Origin of the sequence: Enterococcus plantarum (assembly GCF_001730295.1) — a bacterium.
Taxonomy (GTDB): domain Bacteria; phylum Bacillota; class Bacilli; order Lactobacillales; family Enterococcaceae; genus Enterococcus_L; species Enterococcus_L plantarum.
On sequence record NZ_MIKA01000050.1, the window covers coordinates 93,058 to 109,920 of the forward strand.

Below are 16,863 nucleotides of genomic sequence, written 5' to 3' on the forward strand. Positions count from 1 at the left end.
CTTTTCAACTTTTTGTGAATTTCTGCCTATTTCGGACGCTATCAAATCTTAGTACTTTAGCACATAGAATTTGATGCAAGCGAAGCACAGCATACTCGTTCCTTTTCCTTATCGTACAGTTAGATTTAGAGGTGACTTTTAAAGTTAGTTCTAAATCTTTTTTTCTTATTAAAAGTAAGTACAAAAGAGATGCTATCCAAAAAAAAGCATGCTATAATAAAAAACGAAATAAATTTATTTTGAAAATACCATCATTGGGCAGAAAGATAGACATTCAACTTGTTAAGTTGTAAAGTAAATGTACTTGAAAAATTCGGAGGGTGAAATGACTTATGTATGATGTAATTATAATTGGGGCAGGGCCTGCTGGAATGACTGCAGCGCTATATGCGTCACGTTCTAATCTTTCGGTATTGATGATTGAACGCGGTGCGCCTGGCGGACAAATGAACAACACAGCTGAAGTAGAAAACTATCCAGGTTTTGATTCAATCATGGGACCTGAGTTAGCTTATAAAATGTACGAAAACGTCGAAAAATTTGGGACTGAAAATGCCTATGGTATTGTGATGGATATCAAAGATCAAGGTACCTACAAAGAAGTTATTTGTGATGATAAAACGTATCAAGCGAAAACTGTAATCATTGCGACAGGTTGTGAACACCGTAAATTAGGTGTGAAGGGCGAAGAAGAATTTGCAGGACGCGGTGTTTCTTATTGTGCTGTATGTGATGGGGCCTTTTTCCGCAATAAAAAACTTTTAGTGATTGGTGGCGGGGATTCAGCAGTTGAAGAAGCGATTTATTTAACACAATTTGCTTCAGAAGTTGTGATTGTGCATCGTCGAGATGAACTACGTGCACAAAAAATCATCCAAGATCGTGCGTTTACTAATGAAAAAATTTCTTTTGAATGGAATACTGTTTTAGAAGAAATCGTTGGGAATGATATGGTCGTGACAGGTGGAAAATTAAGAAATATCCTAACCGATGAAGTGAAGGAAATTGAAGCAGATGGTGTCTTTATCTATGTTGGACTTGATCCATTGACTGAGCCATTCAAAAAATCTGGTTTAACAAATGCAGAAGGCTGGATTGAAACAGATCAAGATATGAAAACAAGTATGCCTGGTGTATTTGCTATTGGAGACGTTCGTGAAAAAACATTACGTCAAATCACGACAGCAGTAGGCGAAGGCGGAATTGCAGGACAACAAGTTTATAAATATATTGAAGATATGACTGAGGCGGAAGAATCCTCGTTATAATTTTGGTTGATCAAGAGCTAGGTCAAAACTTATTAAGTTTTGGCTTAGCTCTTTTTTCGTACGAAAAAAATTTTTTAATCATCTAATTAGTCTAGCTTTATTCGTTATGAAAATGTATCCGCTTCTTGTAGTCAATCAGCCAATGCCTTAAACAATATAAAAGAACCAACCAATACCGCGACAAGAACGAAGGCGTTACCGTTGTCGTGTCCAACTTACGTATGGATGTGGGTGACCGATCCAAGTAAAGTCACACAAGCAGACGTTCAATTCAATGAAAAATACAAAGAATACCTAGATATTTTGACGAAACCAGAAAAGGGTTTGGTTGGCGAGTATTTTCAAACAATTACAGGAGAACTGAAAACAGGGAAGCCATTAACGGGTTTAGAAAAAGCGTAACGGTGGTCGACTATCGCAAGTGCAATCACAACCATAGCAATTGGTGCTTATTATGGAGGAAAAGACTTTACTGGTAAAGGGACAAACGCACCGAAAAACAACTATAATTTGTTGGTTTTTTCTTTTGACAATTGTAAAAATATGAACTATGATGGTTAAGGACTAATAACTGAATAATTGTTAGGTGAGGCTCCTATTTGGACACAAGCTACTGCCGCGAAAGAATCGAGAGACTCTTAGTTGGTTGAACAGGAATGATCGTGAAGGTTATTCATAATGTAGCTGATAAGAAATTATCTACGCCCTATAGTGCTAAAGCTCAACGATAGAGAAACTGTTATTTATGTTGCTATTTCACGCACACTCTATTGTTGAGTGTGCGTTTTTGCTGTGAATCACAGCGATTGGCTACGCCAGAGCTGATGATGAACAGTACTTGGCGACCATAGGGAGCGAAGTTCCGCAAAAAGAAACAAGCGTGTAGAAGAAAAACAGAAGCTAGTAAACAAAAAGTCTAAGAACAGAAGAACGTACTGGCTACGCCAGAGCTGATGATGAACAGTACTTGGCGACCATAGGGAGCGAAGTTCCACAAAAAGAAACAAGCGTGTAGAAGGAAAACAGAAGCTAGTAAACAAAAAGTCTAAGAACAGCAGAACGTACTGGCTACGCCAGAGCTGATGATGAACAGTACTTGGCGACCATAGGGAGCGAAGTTCCGCAAAAAGAAACAAGCGTGTAGAAGGAAAACAGAAGCTAGTAAACAAAAAGTTTAAGAACAGCAGAACGTACTGGCTACGCCAGAGCTGATGATGAACAGTACTTGGCGACTGCAAGGAGAGAAGTTCCGCAGAAAGAACCAAACAGCTAGAAGAAAAACCAGATAGTAAAAAAAGTACAAGGAACAGTCTGCAGGATAGTAAAATACCCACCTAACAAAAAATCCATCGTTCCAAAGTAAACGAAAGAGAGGAAGAGTCACATGGAAGACCCCAGTCAGACGAGAAATAAATTAAATGTAGCCTTCATCTTGAAGACGATGGAAATGAAATGATTTTTTCTTTCCCTTCAAACAGATGAAGCAAAGGAGGAAAAGAAAATGATGAATAAAAAAATAGTAGATACAAAGAAAACAACAAAAGACCAAGAATTAAGAAAATTAGCAATGCTTTCTGAACGTGAATTGATGATGGAACTACGGACATCAGAAAATGGGTTATCTGAAGAAGATGCAAAGAATCGTTTGGAAGAATATGGACCAAATGAAGTATCCGCACAGAAGCCAACTCCAGCAATTATCATGTTTTTAGAAGCATTTAAAGATCCATTTGTTTATGTTTTAGCTTTATTGATGGTCGTTTCAGCTGCAACAAAAGATTTTGAAGCAGCACTTGTGATGGGAATCATGATTTTAGCTAGTGTTATTATTGCCTTTATTCAAGAATATCGTTCCCAAAAAGCGAGTTTGAATCTAAAAGAACTTATCGAAAATACGACTGCTGTAACACGTGCTGGTCAAACGAAAGAAATTCCAATGGACGAAGTTGTACCTGGGGATCTTGTAACGCTTGCGACGGGTGATATGATCCCAGCAGATGCTGTGTTGATTTGGACAAAGGATTTATTTATTAATCAATCTTCTCTAACAGGGGAGTCAATGCCAGTAGAAAAATTTGTGGATGCAGCTATTGATAAAAATTCAGAATCTGTTTCCGCCTTAGATATGCAGGACTTGATTTTTATGGGAACTGACGTATTGAGTGGACAAGGAAAAGCGATTATCTTAAAGACTGGACAAAATACTTTTTTTGGTGATATTGCTAAAAATGCTACGACACAACGTGGAAAGACTTCTTTTGATATTGGTTTGACAAAGGTGAGTAAATTTTTACTAAGAATGGTGATGATTCTGTTTCCAATCGTTTTTTTGATCAATGGCATTACAAAAGGTGAATGGGGCGAAGCGTTTTTCTTCGCAATTGCAGTCGCTGTTGGATTAACGCCTGAAATGTTGCCAATGATCGTAACGAGTAACCTAGCAAAAGGGGCATTAAGTTTATCCAAACATAAAGTCATTGTGAAAGAGTTACCTTCTATTCAAAATTTAGGTAGTATGGATATTCTTTGCACCGACAAGACCGGTACGATTACAGAAGACAAAGTTGTTTTGGTTCAACACTTAGATCCACTAGGCGAACTTAATAATCAAGTTCTAGATATGGCTTATCTAAATTCTCACTACCAAACTGGTTGGAAAAACTTGATGGACGTCGCTGTGATCAACTTTTATGAGGAAAATAAAAATCACAGTCCATATCATTCCGTGACAAAACTTGATGAAATTCCGTTTGATTTTTCTCGTCGTCGTTTAACGGTGGTGGTCAATGCAGATGGTCATCAATTTATGATCACTAAAGGGGCAGTAGAAGAGATGGAAGCAGTTTGTACACATGCTGAAATCAATGGAGAGATCGTACCGTTAACACCTGAATTACAAAAAAGAATGCGTGAAGTCAATATTCGTATGAATGAACAAGGTATGCGCGCTTTAGCAGTTGCTGTTAAAAAAGATGTGCATAGTGAAGCCATTTATAGTGTTGAAGATGAGCAAGGAATGACGCTGATCGGTTTTATGGGATTTTTAGATCCAGCCAAAAAATCAGCGATCACTGCAATCAAATCCTTACACGAACATGGCGTCAATGTAAAAGTTTTAACCGGTGATAATGATATTGTTGCTAAAAAGGTTTGTAGGGATGTAGGAATTGAAGTGTCTCATGTTGTACTTGGCTCTGATATCGATAATATGTCGGATGAACAAATGAAAGACGAAGTCGAAAAAACCAATTTATTTGCCAAATTAAATCCGATGCAAAAGTCTCGAATTATTGAAACACTGCAAGGGAATGGTCATACAGTCGGTTTCATGGGAGATGGAATCAATGATGCACCAGCACTTCGTAAAGCAGATGTAGGAATTTCAGTTGATACAGCAGCTGATATTACGAAAGATGCTAGTTCAATCATTCTGTTGGAAAAAAGTTTGAACGTTTTAGAAGATGGCGTGATAGAAGGGCGAAAAGTCTTTAGTAATATGATGAAATATATTAAAATCACGATCAGTTCTAACTTTGGAAATGTTTTTTCAATTTTGATTGCAAGTGCCTTTTTACCATTTCTACCAATGCTTTCGATTCAATTACTGATTCAAAATCTAATCTATGATATCGCGCAATTAGCTATTCCTTGGGATAATGTAGATGAAGAAGATCTACTGAAACCTGTACGTTGGGAAACGAATGGCTTGATGAAGTTTACCTTATGTATTGGTCCAGTAAGTAGTATCTTTGATATCATGACCTACCTCGTAATGTGGTTTGTCTTTAGTGCCAATACAATCGGAAGCCAACATTTGTTCCAAACAGGTTGGTTCGTGGTTGGCTTGGTTAGTCAAACGTTAGTTGTGCAAATGGTCCGGACAAGAAAGTTACCATTTATCCAAAGTATCGCATCACCTGCAGTAATTCTTTCCAGCTTAGGAGCAGTGGTTTTAGGATTATTGATTGTCTTAACACCAATTCGCGAGTTTTTCGACTTTGTGAAACTTCCAGCTAATTATTGGGGCTGGTTCATTTTGATCATTGTACTATATTTAATTACAGTGGAAGTTGCTAAAAGACTTTATATTCATATGACCAAAGAGTGGATTTAATTCAAAAAAAGACAAAGTTCATTTTTTTAAAGAGCAGTTTTTATCGAAATTAAGATTTTGATTCATTCATTTACAACAAACTATTCAAGTGCAAATGCCGAAAAATTTTTTTGTGATTGAAGTTGTTATTCGTAAAGAATGAAGAAAAACTATTTTTAAATTATGAATATTCGTTTTTTAAAGAACAAAGACAAAATACACCAATTTTTGTCTTTGTTCTTTTTCTTATGTTTTGGAAAAGTATGTTCATTTTTCAGTAAATAATGTCTAACTTGTGAATTTTCTGTAGCATAACAATGAACTGGATGACTATAACAGCCTGTTGTCAAAAGATATGATTAGGAAAGCCATTTGTAAAACGGTTTCCTATTTGTGATTTTAATCACTAACCTTTGATACGAAAGGTTTCAAGTATTTTAATCAAATTTAAAGAAATGCTCACTTTTTACTTGCTCTTTTGTCTGTTTAGTGATAATTTGTAAGAGTAGTCGATAAAAAGTAATACAGTTTTTAACGCTGTTTTACTTTTTACGAAAAAAAGAAACGTAACAGAGAGGATTGTGTGACAAAATGGCAAAGGCAAAGAAACAAAAACCTATTGACTTTAAAGCACTTATGGAAAAAGTCGACGCTGATTTCCCAACATTTCAAATTTTAGATAAAGATGGGAAAATCGTAAACAAAGACGCTGTACCAGATTTATCAGATGACGAATTAGTAGAATTAATGACTCGTATGGTTTGGTCGCGTGTGTTAGACCAACGCTCAACTGCTTTGAACCGTCAAGGTCGTCTAGGCTTCTTCGCACCAACAGCTGGACAAGAAGCAAGCCAATTAGCAAGTCAATTTGCGATGGAAAAAGAAGATTACCTATTACCAGGTTACCGTGATGTACCTCAATTAGTTCAACACGGCTTACCATTAACAGAAGCATTTTTATGGTCTCGTGGCCACGTAGCAGGTAACCACTACGCACCAGAATTAAATGCTCTACCACCACAAATCATTATTGGTGCGCAATACATCCAAGCAGCAGGAGTTGCTTTAGGGATGAAAAAACGAGGCAAGAAAAACGTTGTCTTCACTTATACAGGTGATGGCGGTTCTTCACAAGGTGATTTCTATGAAGCAATCAACTTTGCAGGAGCGTATCATGCAAACGGCGTGTTCATCATCCAAAACAATGGTTTTGCGATTTCAACACCTCGTGAAAAACAAACAGCAGCTAAAACTTTAGCACAAAAAGCTGTAGCTGCAGGAATCCCAGGAATCGTCGTTGACGGAATGGACCCATTAGCGGTTTATGCAATTGCAAAAGAAGCACGTGAATGGTCTGCAAATGGCAATGGTCCTGTATTGATCGAAACATTAACTTACCGTTATGGTCCACATACATTATCAGGTGATGATCCAACTCGTTACCGTTCAAAAGATATGGATGACGAATGGGTACAAAAAGATCCATTAGTTCGTTTCCGTAAATATCTTGAAGACAAAGGCTTATGGTCTGAAGAAAAAGAAAACGAAGTAATTGAAAAAACTAAAGAAGAAATTAAAGTAGCAATTGCAGAAGCAGATAAAGTTCCAAAACAAAAAGTATCTGATTTCTTGAAAAATATGTTTGAAGTTCAACCACAAAACATTAAAGAACAAATTGCATTCTACGAAGCGAAGGAGTCGAAATAATCATGGCACAAAAAACAATGATCCAAGCAATTACAGATGCCTTAGCTCTTGAATTAGAGAAAGACGAAAACGTACTGATCTTCGGTGAAGACGTTGGTAAAAACGGCGGAGTTTTCCGTGCAACTGAAGGCTTACAAGAAAAATTTGGCGAAGACCGTGTCTTCGATACTCCTTTAGCAGAATCTGGAATCGGTGGTTTGGCTTTTGGTTTAGCTTTAGAAGGATACCGTCCAGTTCCAGAAATCCAATTCTTTGGATTTGTATTTGAAGTATTTGATGAAATCGTAGGTCAAATGGCTCGTACTCGTTACCGTATGGGTGGAACTCGTAATATGCCTATTACTGTTCGTGCGCCATTTGGTGGTGGTGTGCATACACCAGAACTTCACTCTGATAACTTAGAAGGATTGATTGCTCAATCTCCTGGTATCCGTGTGGTTATTCCATCAAATCCATATGATGCAAAAGGACTATTGATTTCTGCAATCAGAAGCAATGACCCTGTTGTTTACCTAGAGCACATGAAATTGTACCGTTCATTCCGTGAGGAAGTGCCGGATGAAGCGTACGAAGTACCATTAGATAAAGCAGCTGTGACTCGTGAGGGTACTGATATTTCTATCATTACTTACGGTGCAATGGTTCGTGAAGCAATCAAAGCCGCTGACAACTTAGCAAAAGACAATATTTCTGTTGAAATCATTGACTTGCGCACTGTCGCTCCTTTAGATGTTGAAACAATCATCAAATCAGTTGAAAAAACTGGTCGCGTAGTCGTAGTTCAAGAAGCGCAAAAACAAGCTGGCGTTGGTGCTATGGTTGTTTCTGAGATTTCTGAACGTGCAGTATTATCATTAGAAGCGCCAATTGGCCGTGTATCTGCTCCAGATACAATCTTCCCATTTGGACAAGCAGAAAACATTTGGTTGCCAAATGCTAAAGATATCGAAGCGAAAGCTAGAGAAATCGCAGAATTTTAATTAGAAACTAAACAAATTTTACTTTAAAAACATGCCTTGATTTTCACGTGATATCTTATCACGTGGAAATTTAGCGCTGTTATTTTCAGTAAATGACTAGTTAGACAGATACGATAAAGGAAGGGAAGGCTTAAAAAAATGGCTTATCAATTTAAATTACCAGATATTGGTGAAGGGATTGCAGAAGGCGAAATCGTAAAATGGTTCGTTAAAGCAGGAGACACCATCAATGAAGACGATACATTACTAGAAGTTCAAAACGATAAATCTGTAGAAGAGATCCCATCTCCCGTTACAGGAACAGTTAAATCGATCGTAGTACCAGAAGGCACAGTAGCAAATGTTGGAGATGTATTGATCGAAATCGATGCACCTGGACATCCTGAAAATGATGCAGCACCAGCGGCTCCAGCTCAAGAACAAACGCCTGCTCAACCAGCAGCTGTTCCAGAAGCACCTGCAACAGACAGTAATGGCGGTGTGTTCCAATTTAAATTACCAGATATCGGTGAGGGTATTGCAGAAGGCGAAATCGTAAAATGGTTCGTTAAATCAGGCGATACAATCAACGAGGATGATACATTATTGGAAGTTCAAAATGACAAATCTGTTGAAGAAATTCCTTCACCAGTTACAGGGACAGTTAAAAACATCGTTGTTCCAGAAGGTACAGTAGCAAACGTTGGGGATGTATTGATTGAAATCGATGCACCAGGACATAATTCTGCATCAAGTTCAGCAGCTCCTGCAACAAGTGCGCCTGCTCAAACAGAACAAGCAGCACCAGCTCCAGCAGCGTCAACAGGTGTTGTAGCAGCGGCTGATCCAAACAAACGTGTGTTGGCTATGCCATCAGTACGTCAATTTGCTCGTGAAAAAGATGTAGACATCACACAAGTTGCACCAACCGGAAAAGGCGGACGTGTTACAAAAGCAGATATCGAAAGCTTTATTTCAGGTGGCGGACAAGTAGCAGCACCAGCACAAGCTGAACAAACTGCAGCAGTTCCACAAGCAACAACTACAACTGAAACAGCTGCTCCAAAAGCACCAGCTAAACCATTTGTTTCTGACTTAGGTGAAGCTGAAACACGCGAAAAAATGACACCAACTCGTAAAGCAATTGCGAAAGCAATGGTGAACAGTAAACATACTGCTCCGCATGTTACGTTACATGATGAAGTTGAAGTGTCTAAATTATGGGATCACCGTAAGAAATTCAAAGATGTTGCAGCAGCTAACGGCACGAAATTAACGTTCTTACCTTACGTTGTGAAAGCATTGACTGCAACAGTTCAAAAATTCCCAATCTTGAATGCATCAATTGATGACGCAGCACAAGAAATCGTATATAAAAACTACTATAACATTGGTATCGCAACAGATACTGATCATGGTTTATATGTACCAAACGTTAAAAATGCGAATACGAAGAGCATGTTTGCAATCGCTGATGAAATCAACGAAAAAGCAGCTCTTGCAATTGATGGTAAATTAACTGCTGCGGATATGCGTGACGGTTCTATCACAATCAGTAATATTGGTTCAGTTGGCGGTGGCTGGTTCACACCAGTTATCAACTACCCTGAAGTTGCAATTTTAGGTGTTGGTACGATTGCTACTCAACCAGTTGTAAATGCAGACGGTGAAATCGTTGTTGGACGTGTTATGAAACTTTCAATGAGTTTTGACCACCGTATCGTCGATGGCGCAACTGCTCAAAAAGCAATGAACAATATCAAGCGTTTATTAGCTGATCCAGAATTATTATTAATGGAAGGATGATTATCACATGGTAGTAGGAGATTTCGCCATTGAATTAGATACAGTCGTAATTGGTTCAGGCCCTGGAGGGTACGTTGCAGCGATTCGTGCTGCTGAAATGGGTCAAAAAGTTGCGATCATTGAACGTGAGTTTATCGGCGGTGTATGTTTAAACGTTGGATGTATTCCTTCTAAAGCATTGATCGCAGCTGGACATCACTATCAAGAATCATTAGATTCAACTATGTTTGGTGTAACAGCTAAAGAGGTTGAGTTAGACTTTACAAAAACACAAGAATGGAAAGACAACAAAGTTGTTAATACGTTGACAAGCGGTGTTGGTTTCCTTCTTAAAAAACATAAAATCGAAATTATTGAAGGAGAAGCGTTTTTCGTTGATGAAAATACATTACGTGTGATCCATCCAGATTCAGCTCAAACTTACTCATTCAATAACGCAATCGTAGCAACAGGTTCTCGTCCAATCGAAATCCCAGGATTTAAATTTGGCGGACGTGTCTTAGATTCTACAGGTGGTTTGAACTTGAAAGAAGTGCCTAAGAAATTTGTGATCATCGGTGGCGGTGTTATCGGTGCAGAATTAGGTGGCGCATATGCGAATCTAGGTTCTGAAGTAACGATTTTAGAAGGTAGTCCTTCAATTTTACCAACGTATGAAAAAGATATGGTTAAATTAGTTACAGATGACTTCAAGAAGAAAAATGTAACAGTTGTAACCAAAGCAATGGCTAAAGAAGCAATCGACAACGGCGACAGCGTAACAGTTAAATATGAAGTAGATGGCAAAGAAGAATCAGTCACTGCTGACTACGTAATGGTAACAGTTGGACGTCGTCCAAACACGGATGATCTTGGTTTAGAACAAGCCGGTGTTGAAGTTGGCGAACGTGGTTTAGTTCAAGTGGACAAACAAGGTAGAACAAACGTATCAAACATCTTCGCTATTGGGGATATCGTACCAGGCGCTGCTCTTGCCCATAAAGCAAGTTACGAAGCGAAAATTGCTGCTGAAGCAATTTCTGGTAAAAAAGTAGAAGTAGACTACAAAGCAATGCCTGCTGTAGCTTTCACTGATCCAGAATTAGCAAGTGTTGGTATGACAATTGCTGAAGCCAAAGAAGCGGGATTAGAAGCAACTGCTTACAAATTCCCATTTGCTGGTAACGGCCGTGCTATTTCTTTAGGTAAAACTGAAGGATTCGTACGTTTGGTAACAACAAACGAAGATAATGTCATTATCGGAGCACAAATCGGTGGAGTTGGCGCAAGTGATATGATTTCTGAATTATCATTAGCGGTTGAATCTGGTATGAATGCTGAAGATATTGCATTAACGATCCATCCACACCCATCTTTAGGGGAAATTACTATGGATGCTTCTGAATTGGCTTTAGGTTTGCCAATTCATATTTAAATAGCATATTTGTCACACAAAGAAAGACCGAGCTGGCCAGGCTCGGTCTTTTGTTTTTTTACATATTTAATGTTGTTGTTTTCGTCTGTCGAAAATGCAGAAAGAAACCATTGGCGGATAATATATAAATGGTGGGGAGGTACTGAATTAAATACCTCGACCTACCACCTTCAAATAAGAGTAAATATAAAAAAGCGCCCAAAATAGTTAATTTAAAGATGGCTAACAAAGTATCGTACTCGTCATCGTTATATTGTTTTTTTGTAACCAATAACAGTCCAATCAAGGTAATGATCCACATGAAATGCATGAAAAAACGGACAGTTTTAACTTTTTCACCTTGCTGATAATAAGTATCTCTTAAAAAGGTTTGTATAGGATTAGTTGATTGTAGATGAATCTGAGGACCACCATCTATGCCCCAGCCAAAATCACCTCTGCTAGTATTGTTGAAATGTTTTTTCATTAGAAATTTAGTATAACCTGCAAAACCATAATTTTTAAGTCGTTCTATGATTTTGGTATTGGCGTAGTTTATTTTTTCCTTTTTTGTAGGGATGGAAATAATTGCTTGCGTGTCTTTTTCACTGAATCCTCCTGAACCAGTTAGTCCCATCATTACAAAATGTTGCCAAGGTTTAGCTTGGTCTTTATTAATAATAATAAGTTTTTGATGGTCTTCATACATATGAAAAAGTTTTATTGTTCCAGTAAAAGGTAGACAAAAGAGTAAAATAATCAGACCACATTTTTTTATCTTTATTTTTCCAGGAGTAGTCAATAAAACCAAGAGTTTAATCATAATAAAGGCAATTAGAAAAACTATCGAAGAAGGTTTTAAAAGGTAACAGATGGCAATTAAAATACCTAAAATAGCAATTAAGGTTTTAGTTTGATTTTTTTCAACGAGTGAATATACCCAAAAAATAAGGCTAACAACTAGCAACATAATAGTATCTGTGTAAACTACCAAGAGCCATGGTGATAAAGCAAGTGGAATAAAAGCTAAGTAAAAGGAGAGGTAGGCAATGTTTTTATTAAATAGATTTTTCGCAGCTAAAAAAATAAAAATAAAGCCTATATCCATAAAAATTGTATTTATTAGTTGCCAATACAGCCAAGAATACCCTATAGATTGATGAAAAACAGTACCTATGTGACTTATAAAATACATTAAAAAGAAAAATAAAGTATTATTTGGGTTTTTTGATAAATAAATACTTGCGATAGAATCAGGTGAATTTTTGACCAACTCTGTTACACTAGCGTGAATAGCATCTACATCCCAACCAATTGGCACGTGAATGTAGTATAGAATAATAACCTGCAAAACAAGAGTTAAACAAAACAGTAATCGAGTAATTATAGTTCTATTCTTTTTAAAAATATCTATACATCTCGCTATTTTTTTTAGTATATGCGAACGGATAGTTTTTGAACACAGCGTGATGCTGCAAATAAAGACCAGGATTAGCATCACGTTCCAAATTTTATCACCAATGTTTGAACTATCTAACAGACAACTTCTAAGAGCACCGTAAAAAGTATATAGAATCGATAACAGAAATAGATAGTTTAAGAGTGAAAACATCGTTTTTTTCATTTAAATCTCCTCATAATTAGCATTAGTTACGTTCTTTTATAGATTAGTATAGATTCTTTTGTTATACACCCCTTTTTAGTGAATAATACAGTTTAATAAGTGGGGGGGAATACTATATTTTCTAGCGATGGCGTTCTCTGTCATCTTGTTCATCGATTCTATGGACCATTTCAAGCAATCCACCATTTCCTTCATCTATAATTCGTTTCACTCTAGAAATCGTTGTAGTGCTGCTACCAGTGGCTTCTGCGATATCACTGTACGTTTTATTCAGTAAGAGTAACTTTGCGACTTCAAACCGCTGAATCATAGAATCTAGTTCCTTTAAAGTCATCAAGTCATCAAAATAATGGTAGCAATCTTCCAATGTTTCTAAAGCTAATAGAGAGCGGAAAAACTCATCACCGTGGCCGTCTTGTATCTTGTCGATTTTCATAAGTTCCTCCTAATTTAAAAGCTGAGTAGGGATGTAAAGCTGGATAACAACATACTGTAAAGATGTCTCACCTATACTATTTGATTTCCAACAAGCATTGTTTATTATAAAACTTTTTTTTATTTTGTCCAGTGAATTGAGTGAATGAATCAAAAAAAGAGCTAGGATATCACTCTAAGAGTCATATCCCAGCCTAAGAAATAAAATTAAGGGTTTAGCTTTTCTGCCCTAATCTCATTTAAACGAACGTCATTATTCTTTAGTTAGAAATTAATTTAACTAAAGTGTATTGTTTTTTACCTTTTCTCACAATAATGAATTTTCCATCAAAGCTATTTTCAGAAGTAACCACAAAATCCAATTCTTTAATTCGATCACCATTAATTGAAATAGCCCCATTTGAAATGTCTTCTCTAGCTTGTCTCTTAGACGGTTCAATACCCAATTCAATCAGCCAATCTACAAGATTTTGTCCAAGAGACGCTGTTTCAACAGTCGGCATATTTTTAAAGCCTTCTTCAATCTGTTTTGAAGTCAGATTTTTCACATTTCCTGAGAACAATGCCTCTGAAATTGCTAAAGCATCATCTAAATCTTTTTCACTATGCACAAATTTTGTCATTTCTGCAGCTAATACGCGTTGTGCTTGGCGTAAATGTGGTTCTGTTTGGACTTTAACTTCCAAGGCATCGATTTCTTCTTTTGTTAAGAAGGTAAAGAATTTCAAGTATTTGATTACGTCACGGTCGTCTTGGTTTACCCAGAATTGGTAGAACTCGTAAGGCGTTGTTTTTTCTGGATCCAACCAAACAGCACCACCAGCTGTTTTACCGAATTTTGTTCCATCTGCTTTTAACATCAATGGAATGGTTAAACCAAAGGCTTTTGCATCAGCGCCTTCTTTTTTGCGAATCAAATCTAGGCCTGCGGTAATGTTGCCCCATTGATCTGCACCACCGATTTGCATGCGAACATTATTATTTTGGAATAAATGTAAAAAGTCCATTGATTGTAGAATTTGGTACGTAAACTCTGTAAATGAAATCCCTGTTTCTAAACGGCTAGCAACAATATCTTTCGCTAGCATTGTGTTGATATTGAAGAATTTACCGTAATCTCTCAAGAAATCCAGCAAAGTAAGGTTGTGCGTCCAATCGTAGTTGTTGACTAACGTTAATGTGTTGTCTGTATCCACTGCAAATAATTTTTCCATCTGTCTTGTTAAAGAATCAACATTGTGTTGAACAGTTTCCATTGTTTGTAATTGGCGTTCTGTTGTACGTCCACTTGGATCTCCGATCGTTCCAGTTGCGCCACCAATCAAAATAAATGGATGGTGTCCAAATGCTTGGAATCTTTTTAGCATCATAAAAGGAATCAAATGCCCAATATGCATACTATCTCCTGTAGGGTCCACACCGCAATATAGTGAAATGCTTTCGGTTTCAACGTATTCACGTAAACCTTCGCTATCTGTTTGTTGGTTGATGGCGCCACGCCATTCTAATTCATCAATAATGTTTTTCATGTCTTTTCTTCCTCTCTTAAATAAAATAAAAACGTCCCATAGGCTATTAGCCTATGGGACGAACTTCGCCGTGTTACCACCCAAATTGTATATGCGTCATCATATACCTCTCAAATCTGTATCGTAGATAGACGCCTACTTACGGTAGGAAACTAAAAGTGTAATTCACAAAAAATGTATATGTCAACTCTCACTAAATGTTGACTCTCTGAAATAGGGACATTATTGCTACTTCGCTTTATTAACGTTTGATATGTTATTTTGTAGCAATTCTACGACAAATAAGCCAACTTGTCAAATCCTTCTTTTTTTCTATTATTATTTTTGAATGAGTTATTTCTCATATAAGTCGATGCTGATTTAATCTAGGTTTTTTGAATGAGTAGAGATGAAAGTGTTATTTCTAACAATTACGAACGAGCTTTTTACAATTAGCTAGTTTATGTTATTTTTTTCACACAATCGCTTTAGTGCGGTAAAGTGTTGACGCGCTGTATAGAGTATATAAATGTTAAATAACAGGCTATTTTTTTAATTCTGCTCTTTTTGACTTGGAGTCTAAAGCTACCTATACTTTGGGAGTGATTTCACATGTGGGAAACAAAAAATAAATTTAATCAGGAGGTCAAATTGAAACATGAATAAGAAATTATCATTATTTGGATTAATCGGAATTACCATGGCCTTTTTTGGAACGGTTCGTAGTGTTCCAACATTAGCATCAACCGGCTGGGCACAAATATTTTATATGTTGATCGCAGCTTGCTGTTTTGCTTTACCAATTGCGCTGATTTCAGCTGAGCTATCTACTGGCTGGCCGGAAGAGGGTGGACCACAAGTCTGGGTACGTAATGCATTTGGTGAAAAATGGGGTTTTGTTACGTCATGGTTATTATGGGTACAAATGTTTTTCGGAATGGTGATGGTCGCTTCAACTGTAGGCGTGTTACTAGGATATGTGATCGATCGTCCGGATTTAGGACACAATAATTTGTTCATTTTCATCATGATATTGATTTCTTATTGGGGGATCACATTACTTAATTTGAAATTTGACATGGTAAAAATTGCTGGTGACTGGGGCGCTGTGATCGGTGTGTATATTCCATTCGTTGCGTTAGTTGTTTTAGGCATGATGTATATGGCAAAACATGGAATCAATCAAAATAGTTATTTAGGTCATTTTGAAGCAAGTAAGTTATTACCAGATTTTAGTGATTTAGGTAGCTTACCAACCTTGACTGGAATCATCTTTATCTTTGCGGGAGTGGAAATTTCTTCTGTTCATGCGAATAATATTGATAATCCAAAACGCAATTATCCAATCGCTGTTATTGCTTCTGTTTTACTATTAGTTGTCTTCAACTTAGCTGCTGGTTTAAGTGTGGCTGACAGTGTTCCAGCTGGACAAATGGAACTTGCCAATATTACCCAACCATTTGTCATTATGACACAAGATCTTGGGATTCCAGCTATTTTCAATAATATTATTTCACTGATGATCTTGGTAGGTGTTTTAGTTCAATTGAGTGCTTGGGTCTTAGGTCCAAGTAAATCAATGATCAAAGTAGCAGAAGAGGGAAACTTACCACCATTCTTCCAAAAACGGAATGCAAAAGGGATTCCAATTGTTTTTGTTATGATCCAAGCGATTGTTATTTCACTTGTGTCCTTTTTATACGTAGTAGTTCCGGATATTAGTGCCGCTTTCTTGATCATCACGATTACAACAACGATCCTTTATTGTGTGGTGTATCTATTGATTGCACTTTCAGCTATCAAATTGCGCTATAGCATGCCAACAGTTGAACGTCCATTTAGATTAGGCAGTAAAGGAAACGGTTTGATGTGGGTTGTTTCAGCTCTAGCAATTGTGAGTGTTATTATCACGATTCTAGTCAGCTTGATTCCGCCAACCTCCGTTCCTCAAAGTGGACACGTAGCCTATGTTATTTATCAAGTAGCAGCAACAGTCATCATGGTCGGTATTGCCTTGATCATTTATAAGAGAAAGAAACCAGAATGGAAGAAAACGGATAAATAAGAGAC

General features: G+C 37.2%; 10 protein-coding genes, 1 pseudogene, 1 riboswitch and 1 other annotated feature. Of the genes and pseudogenes, 8 read left to right on the plus strand and 3 right to left on the minus strand.

Going from position 1 to position 16,863, the window contains the following annotated elements; translation table 11 throughout:
- Positions 1 to 332 precede the first annotated feature (332 nt).
- From trxB to lpdA, 7 genes and pseudogenes are all read left to right on the plus strand, one after another.
- Complete coding sequence (trxB, locus tag BCR22_RS14625; protein WP_069655616.1) at positions 333 to 1,268, plus strand: thioredoxin-disulfide reductase; 936 nt, start codon at positions 333 to 335, stop codon at positions 1,266 to 1,268.
- 201 nt (positions 1,269 to 1,469) lie between these two features.
- Positions 1,470 to 1,670: a hypothetical protein gene (locus tag BCR22_RS15325; protein ID WP_141706590.1), complete on the plus strand. Its 201-nt coding sequence runs from the start codon at positions 1,470 to 1,472 to the stop codon at positions 1,668 to 1,670.
- Between the two features lie 169 nt (positions 1,671 to 1,839).
- Positions 1,840 to 2,008, plus strand: a riboswitch (M-box (ykoK) riboswitch).
- Between the two features lie 749 nt (positions 2,009 to 2,757).
- Positions 2,758 to 5,382 (plus strand): annotated as a pseudogene (mgtA, locus tag BCR22_RS14630) (magnesium-translocating P-type ATPase); the annotation flags it as partial.
- Positions 5,383 to 5,952: 570 nt separating this feature from the next.
- Entirely contained in the window at positions 5,953 to 7,068 is a 1,116-nt protein-coding gene (pdhA, locus tag BCR22_RS14635; RefSeq protein ID WP_010764467.1) for a pyruvate dehydrogenase (acetyl-transferring) E1 component subunit alpha, read from the plus strand.
- Positions 7,069 to 7,070: 2 nt separating this feature from the next.
- Entirely contained in the window at positions 7,071 to 8,048 is a 978-nt protein-coding gene (locus tag BCR22_RS14640) for an alpha-ketoacid dehydrogenase subunit beta (RefSeq protein WP_069655618.1), read from the plus strand.
- Between the two features lie 138 nt (positions 8,049 to 8,186).
- Positions 8,187 to 9,833, plus strand: a complete 1,647-nt coding sequence (locus BCR22_RS14645; RefSeq protein WP_069655619.1) for a dihydrolipoyllysine-residue acetyltransferase — start codon at positions 8,187 to 8,189, stop codon at positions 9,831 to 9,833.
- A gap of 7 nt (positions 9,834 to 9,840) precedes the next feature.
- Complete coding sequence (lpdA, locus tag BCR22_RS14650) at positions 9,841 to 11,247, plus strand: dihydrolipoyl dehydrogenase (protein ID WP_069638714.1); 1,407 nt, start codon at positions 9,841 to 9,843, stop codon at positions 11,245 to 11,247.
- A 58-nt stretch (positions 11,248 to 11,305) separates the two neighbouring features.
- Here the strand turns inward: lpdA and BCR22_RS14655 are convergent, their stop codons facing one another.
- The 3 genes from BCR22_RS14655 to tyrS form a co-directional block, all read right to left on the minus strand.
- Complete coding sequence (locus BCR22_RS14655) at positions 11,306 to 12,850, minus strand: glycosyltransferase family 39 protein (protein ID WP_069655620.1); 1,545 nt, start codon at positions 12,848 to 12,850, stop codon at positions 11,306 to 11,308.
- 121 nt (positions 12,851 to 12,971) lie between these two features.
- The gene (locus BCR22_RS14660; protein ID WP_069655621.1) at positions 12,972 to 13,286 is read right to left on the minus strand and encodes a YerC/YecD family TrpR-related protein; all 315 of its coding nucleotides are present in this window, start codon (positions 13,284 to 13,286) and stop codon (positions 12,972 to 12,974) included.
- Positions 13,287 to 13,545: 259 nt separating this feature from the next.
- Entirely contained in the window at positions 13,546 to 14,814 is a 1,269-nt protein-coding gene (gene tyrS, locus BCR22_RS14665) for a tyrosine--tRNA ligase (protein WP_069655622.1), read from the minus strand.
- A gap of 51 nt (positions 14,815 to 14,865) precedes the next feature.
- Positions 14,866 to 15,068 (minus strand) — a binding site (T-box leader).
- 383 nt (positions 15,069 to 15,451) lie between these two features.
- On the opposite strand from tyrS, the gene tyrP reads away from it, so the two are divergent.
- Positions 15,452 to 16,858: a tyrosine-tyramine antiporter gene (gene tyrP, locus BCR22_RS14670; RefSeq protein ID WP_069655623.1), complete on the plus strand. Its 1,407-nt coding sequence runs from the start codon at positions 15,452 to 15,454 to the stop codon at positions 16,856 to 16,858.
- Positions 16,859 to 16,863: the final 5 nt, after the last annotated feature.

Excerpts from the sequence above, each read along its gene's own strand:
- BCR22_RS14640 (WP_069655618.1), top strand. The coding sequence starts at position 7,071 with ATGGCACAAAAAACAATGATCCAAGCAATTACAGATGCCTTAGCTCTT.
- trxB (WP_069655616.1), top strand. The coding sequence starts at position 333 with ATGTATGATGTAATTATAATTGGGGCAGGGCCTGCTGGAATGACTGCA.
- lpdA (WP_069638714.1), top strand. The coding sequence starts at position 9,841 with ATGGTAGTAGGAGATTTCGCCATTGAATTAGATACAGTCGTAATTGGT.
- BCR22_RS14655 (WP_069655620.1), bottom strand. The coding sequence starts at position 12,850 with ATGAAAAAAACGATGTTTTCACTCTTAAACTATCTATTTCTGTTATCG.
- tyrS (WP_069655622.1), bottom strand. The coding sequence starts at position 14,814 with ATGAAAAACATTATTGATGAATTAGAATGGCGTGGCGCCATCAACCAA.
- tyrP (WP_069655623.1), top strand. The coding sequence starts at position 15,452 with ATGAATAAGAAATTATCATTATTTGGATTAATCGGAATTACCATGGCC.
- BCR22_RS14645 (WP_069655619.1), top strand. The coding sequence starts at position 8,187 with ATGGCTTATCAATTTAAATTACCAGATATTGGTGAAGGGATTGCAGAA.
- BCR22_RS14660 (WP_069655621.1), bottom strand. The coding sequence starts at position 13,286 with ATGAAAATCGACAAGATACAAGACGGCCACGGTGATGAGTTTTTCCGC.
- pdhA (WP_010764467.1), top strand. The coding sequence starts at position 5,953 with ATGGCAAAGGCAAAGAAACAAAAACCTATTGACTTTAAAGCACTTATG.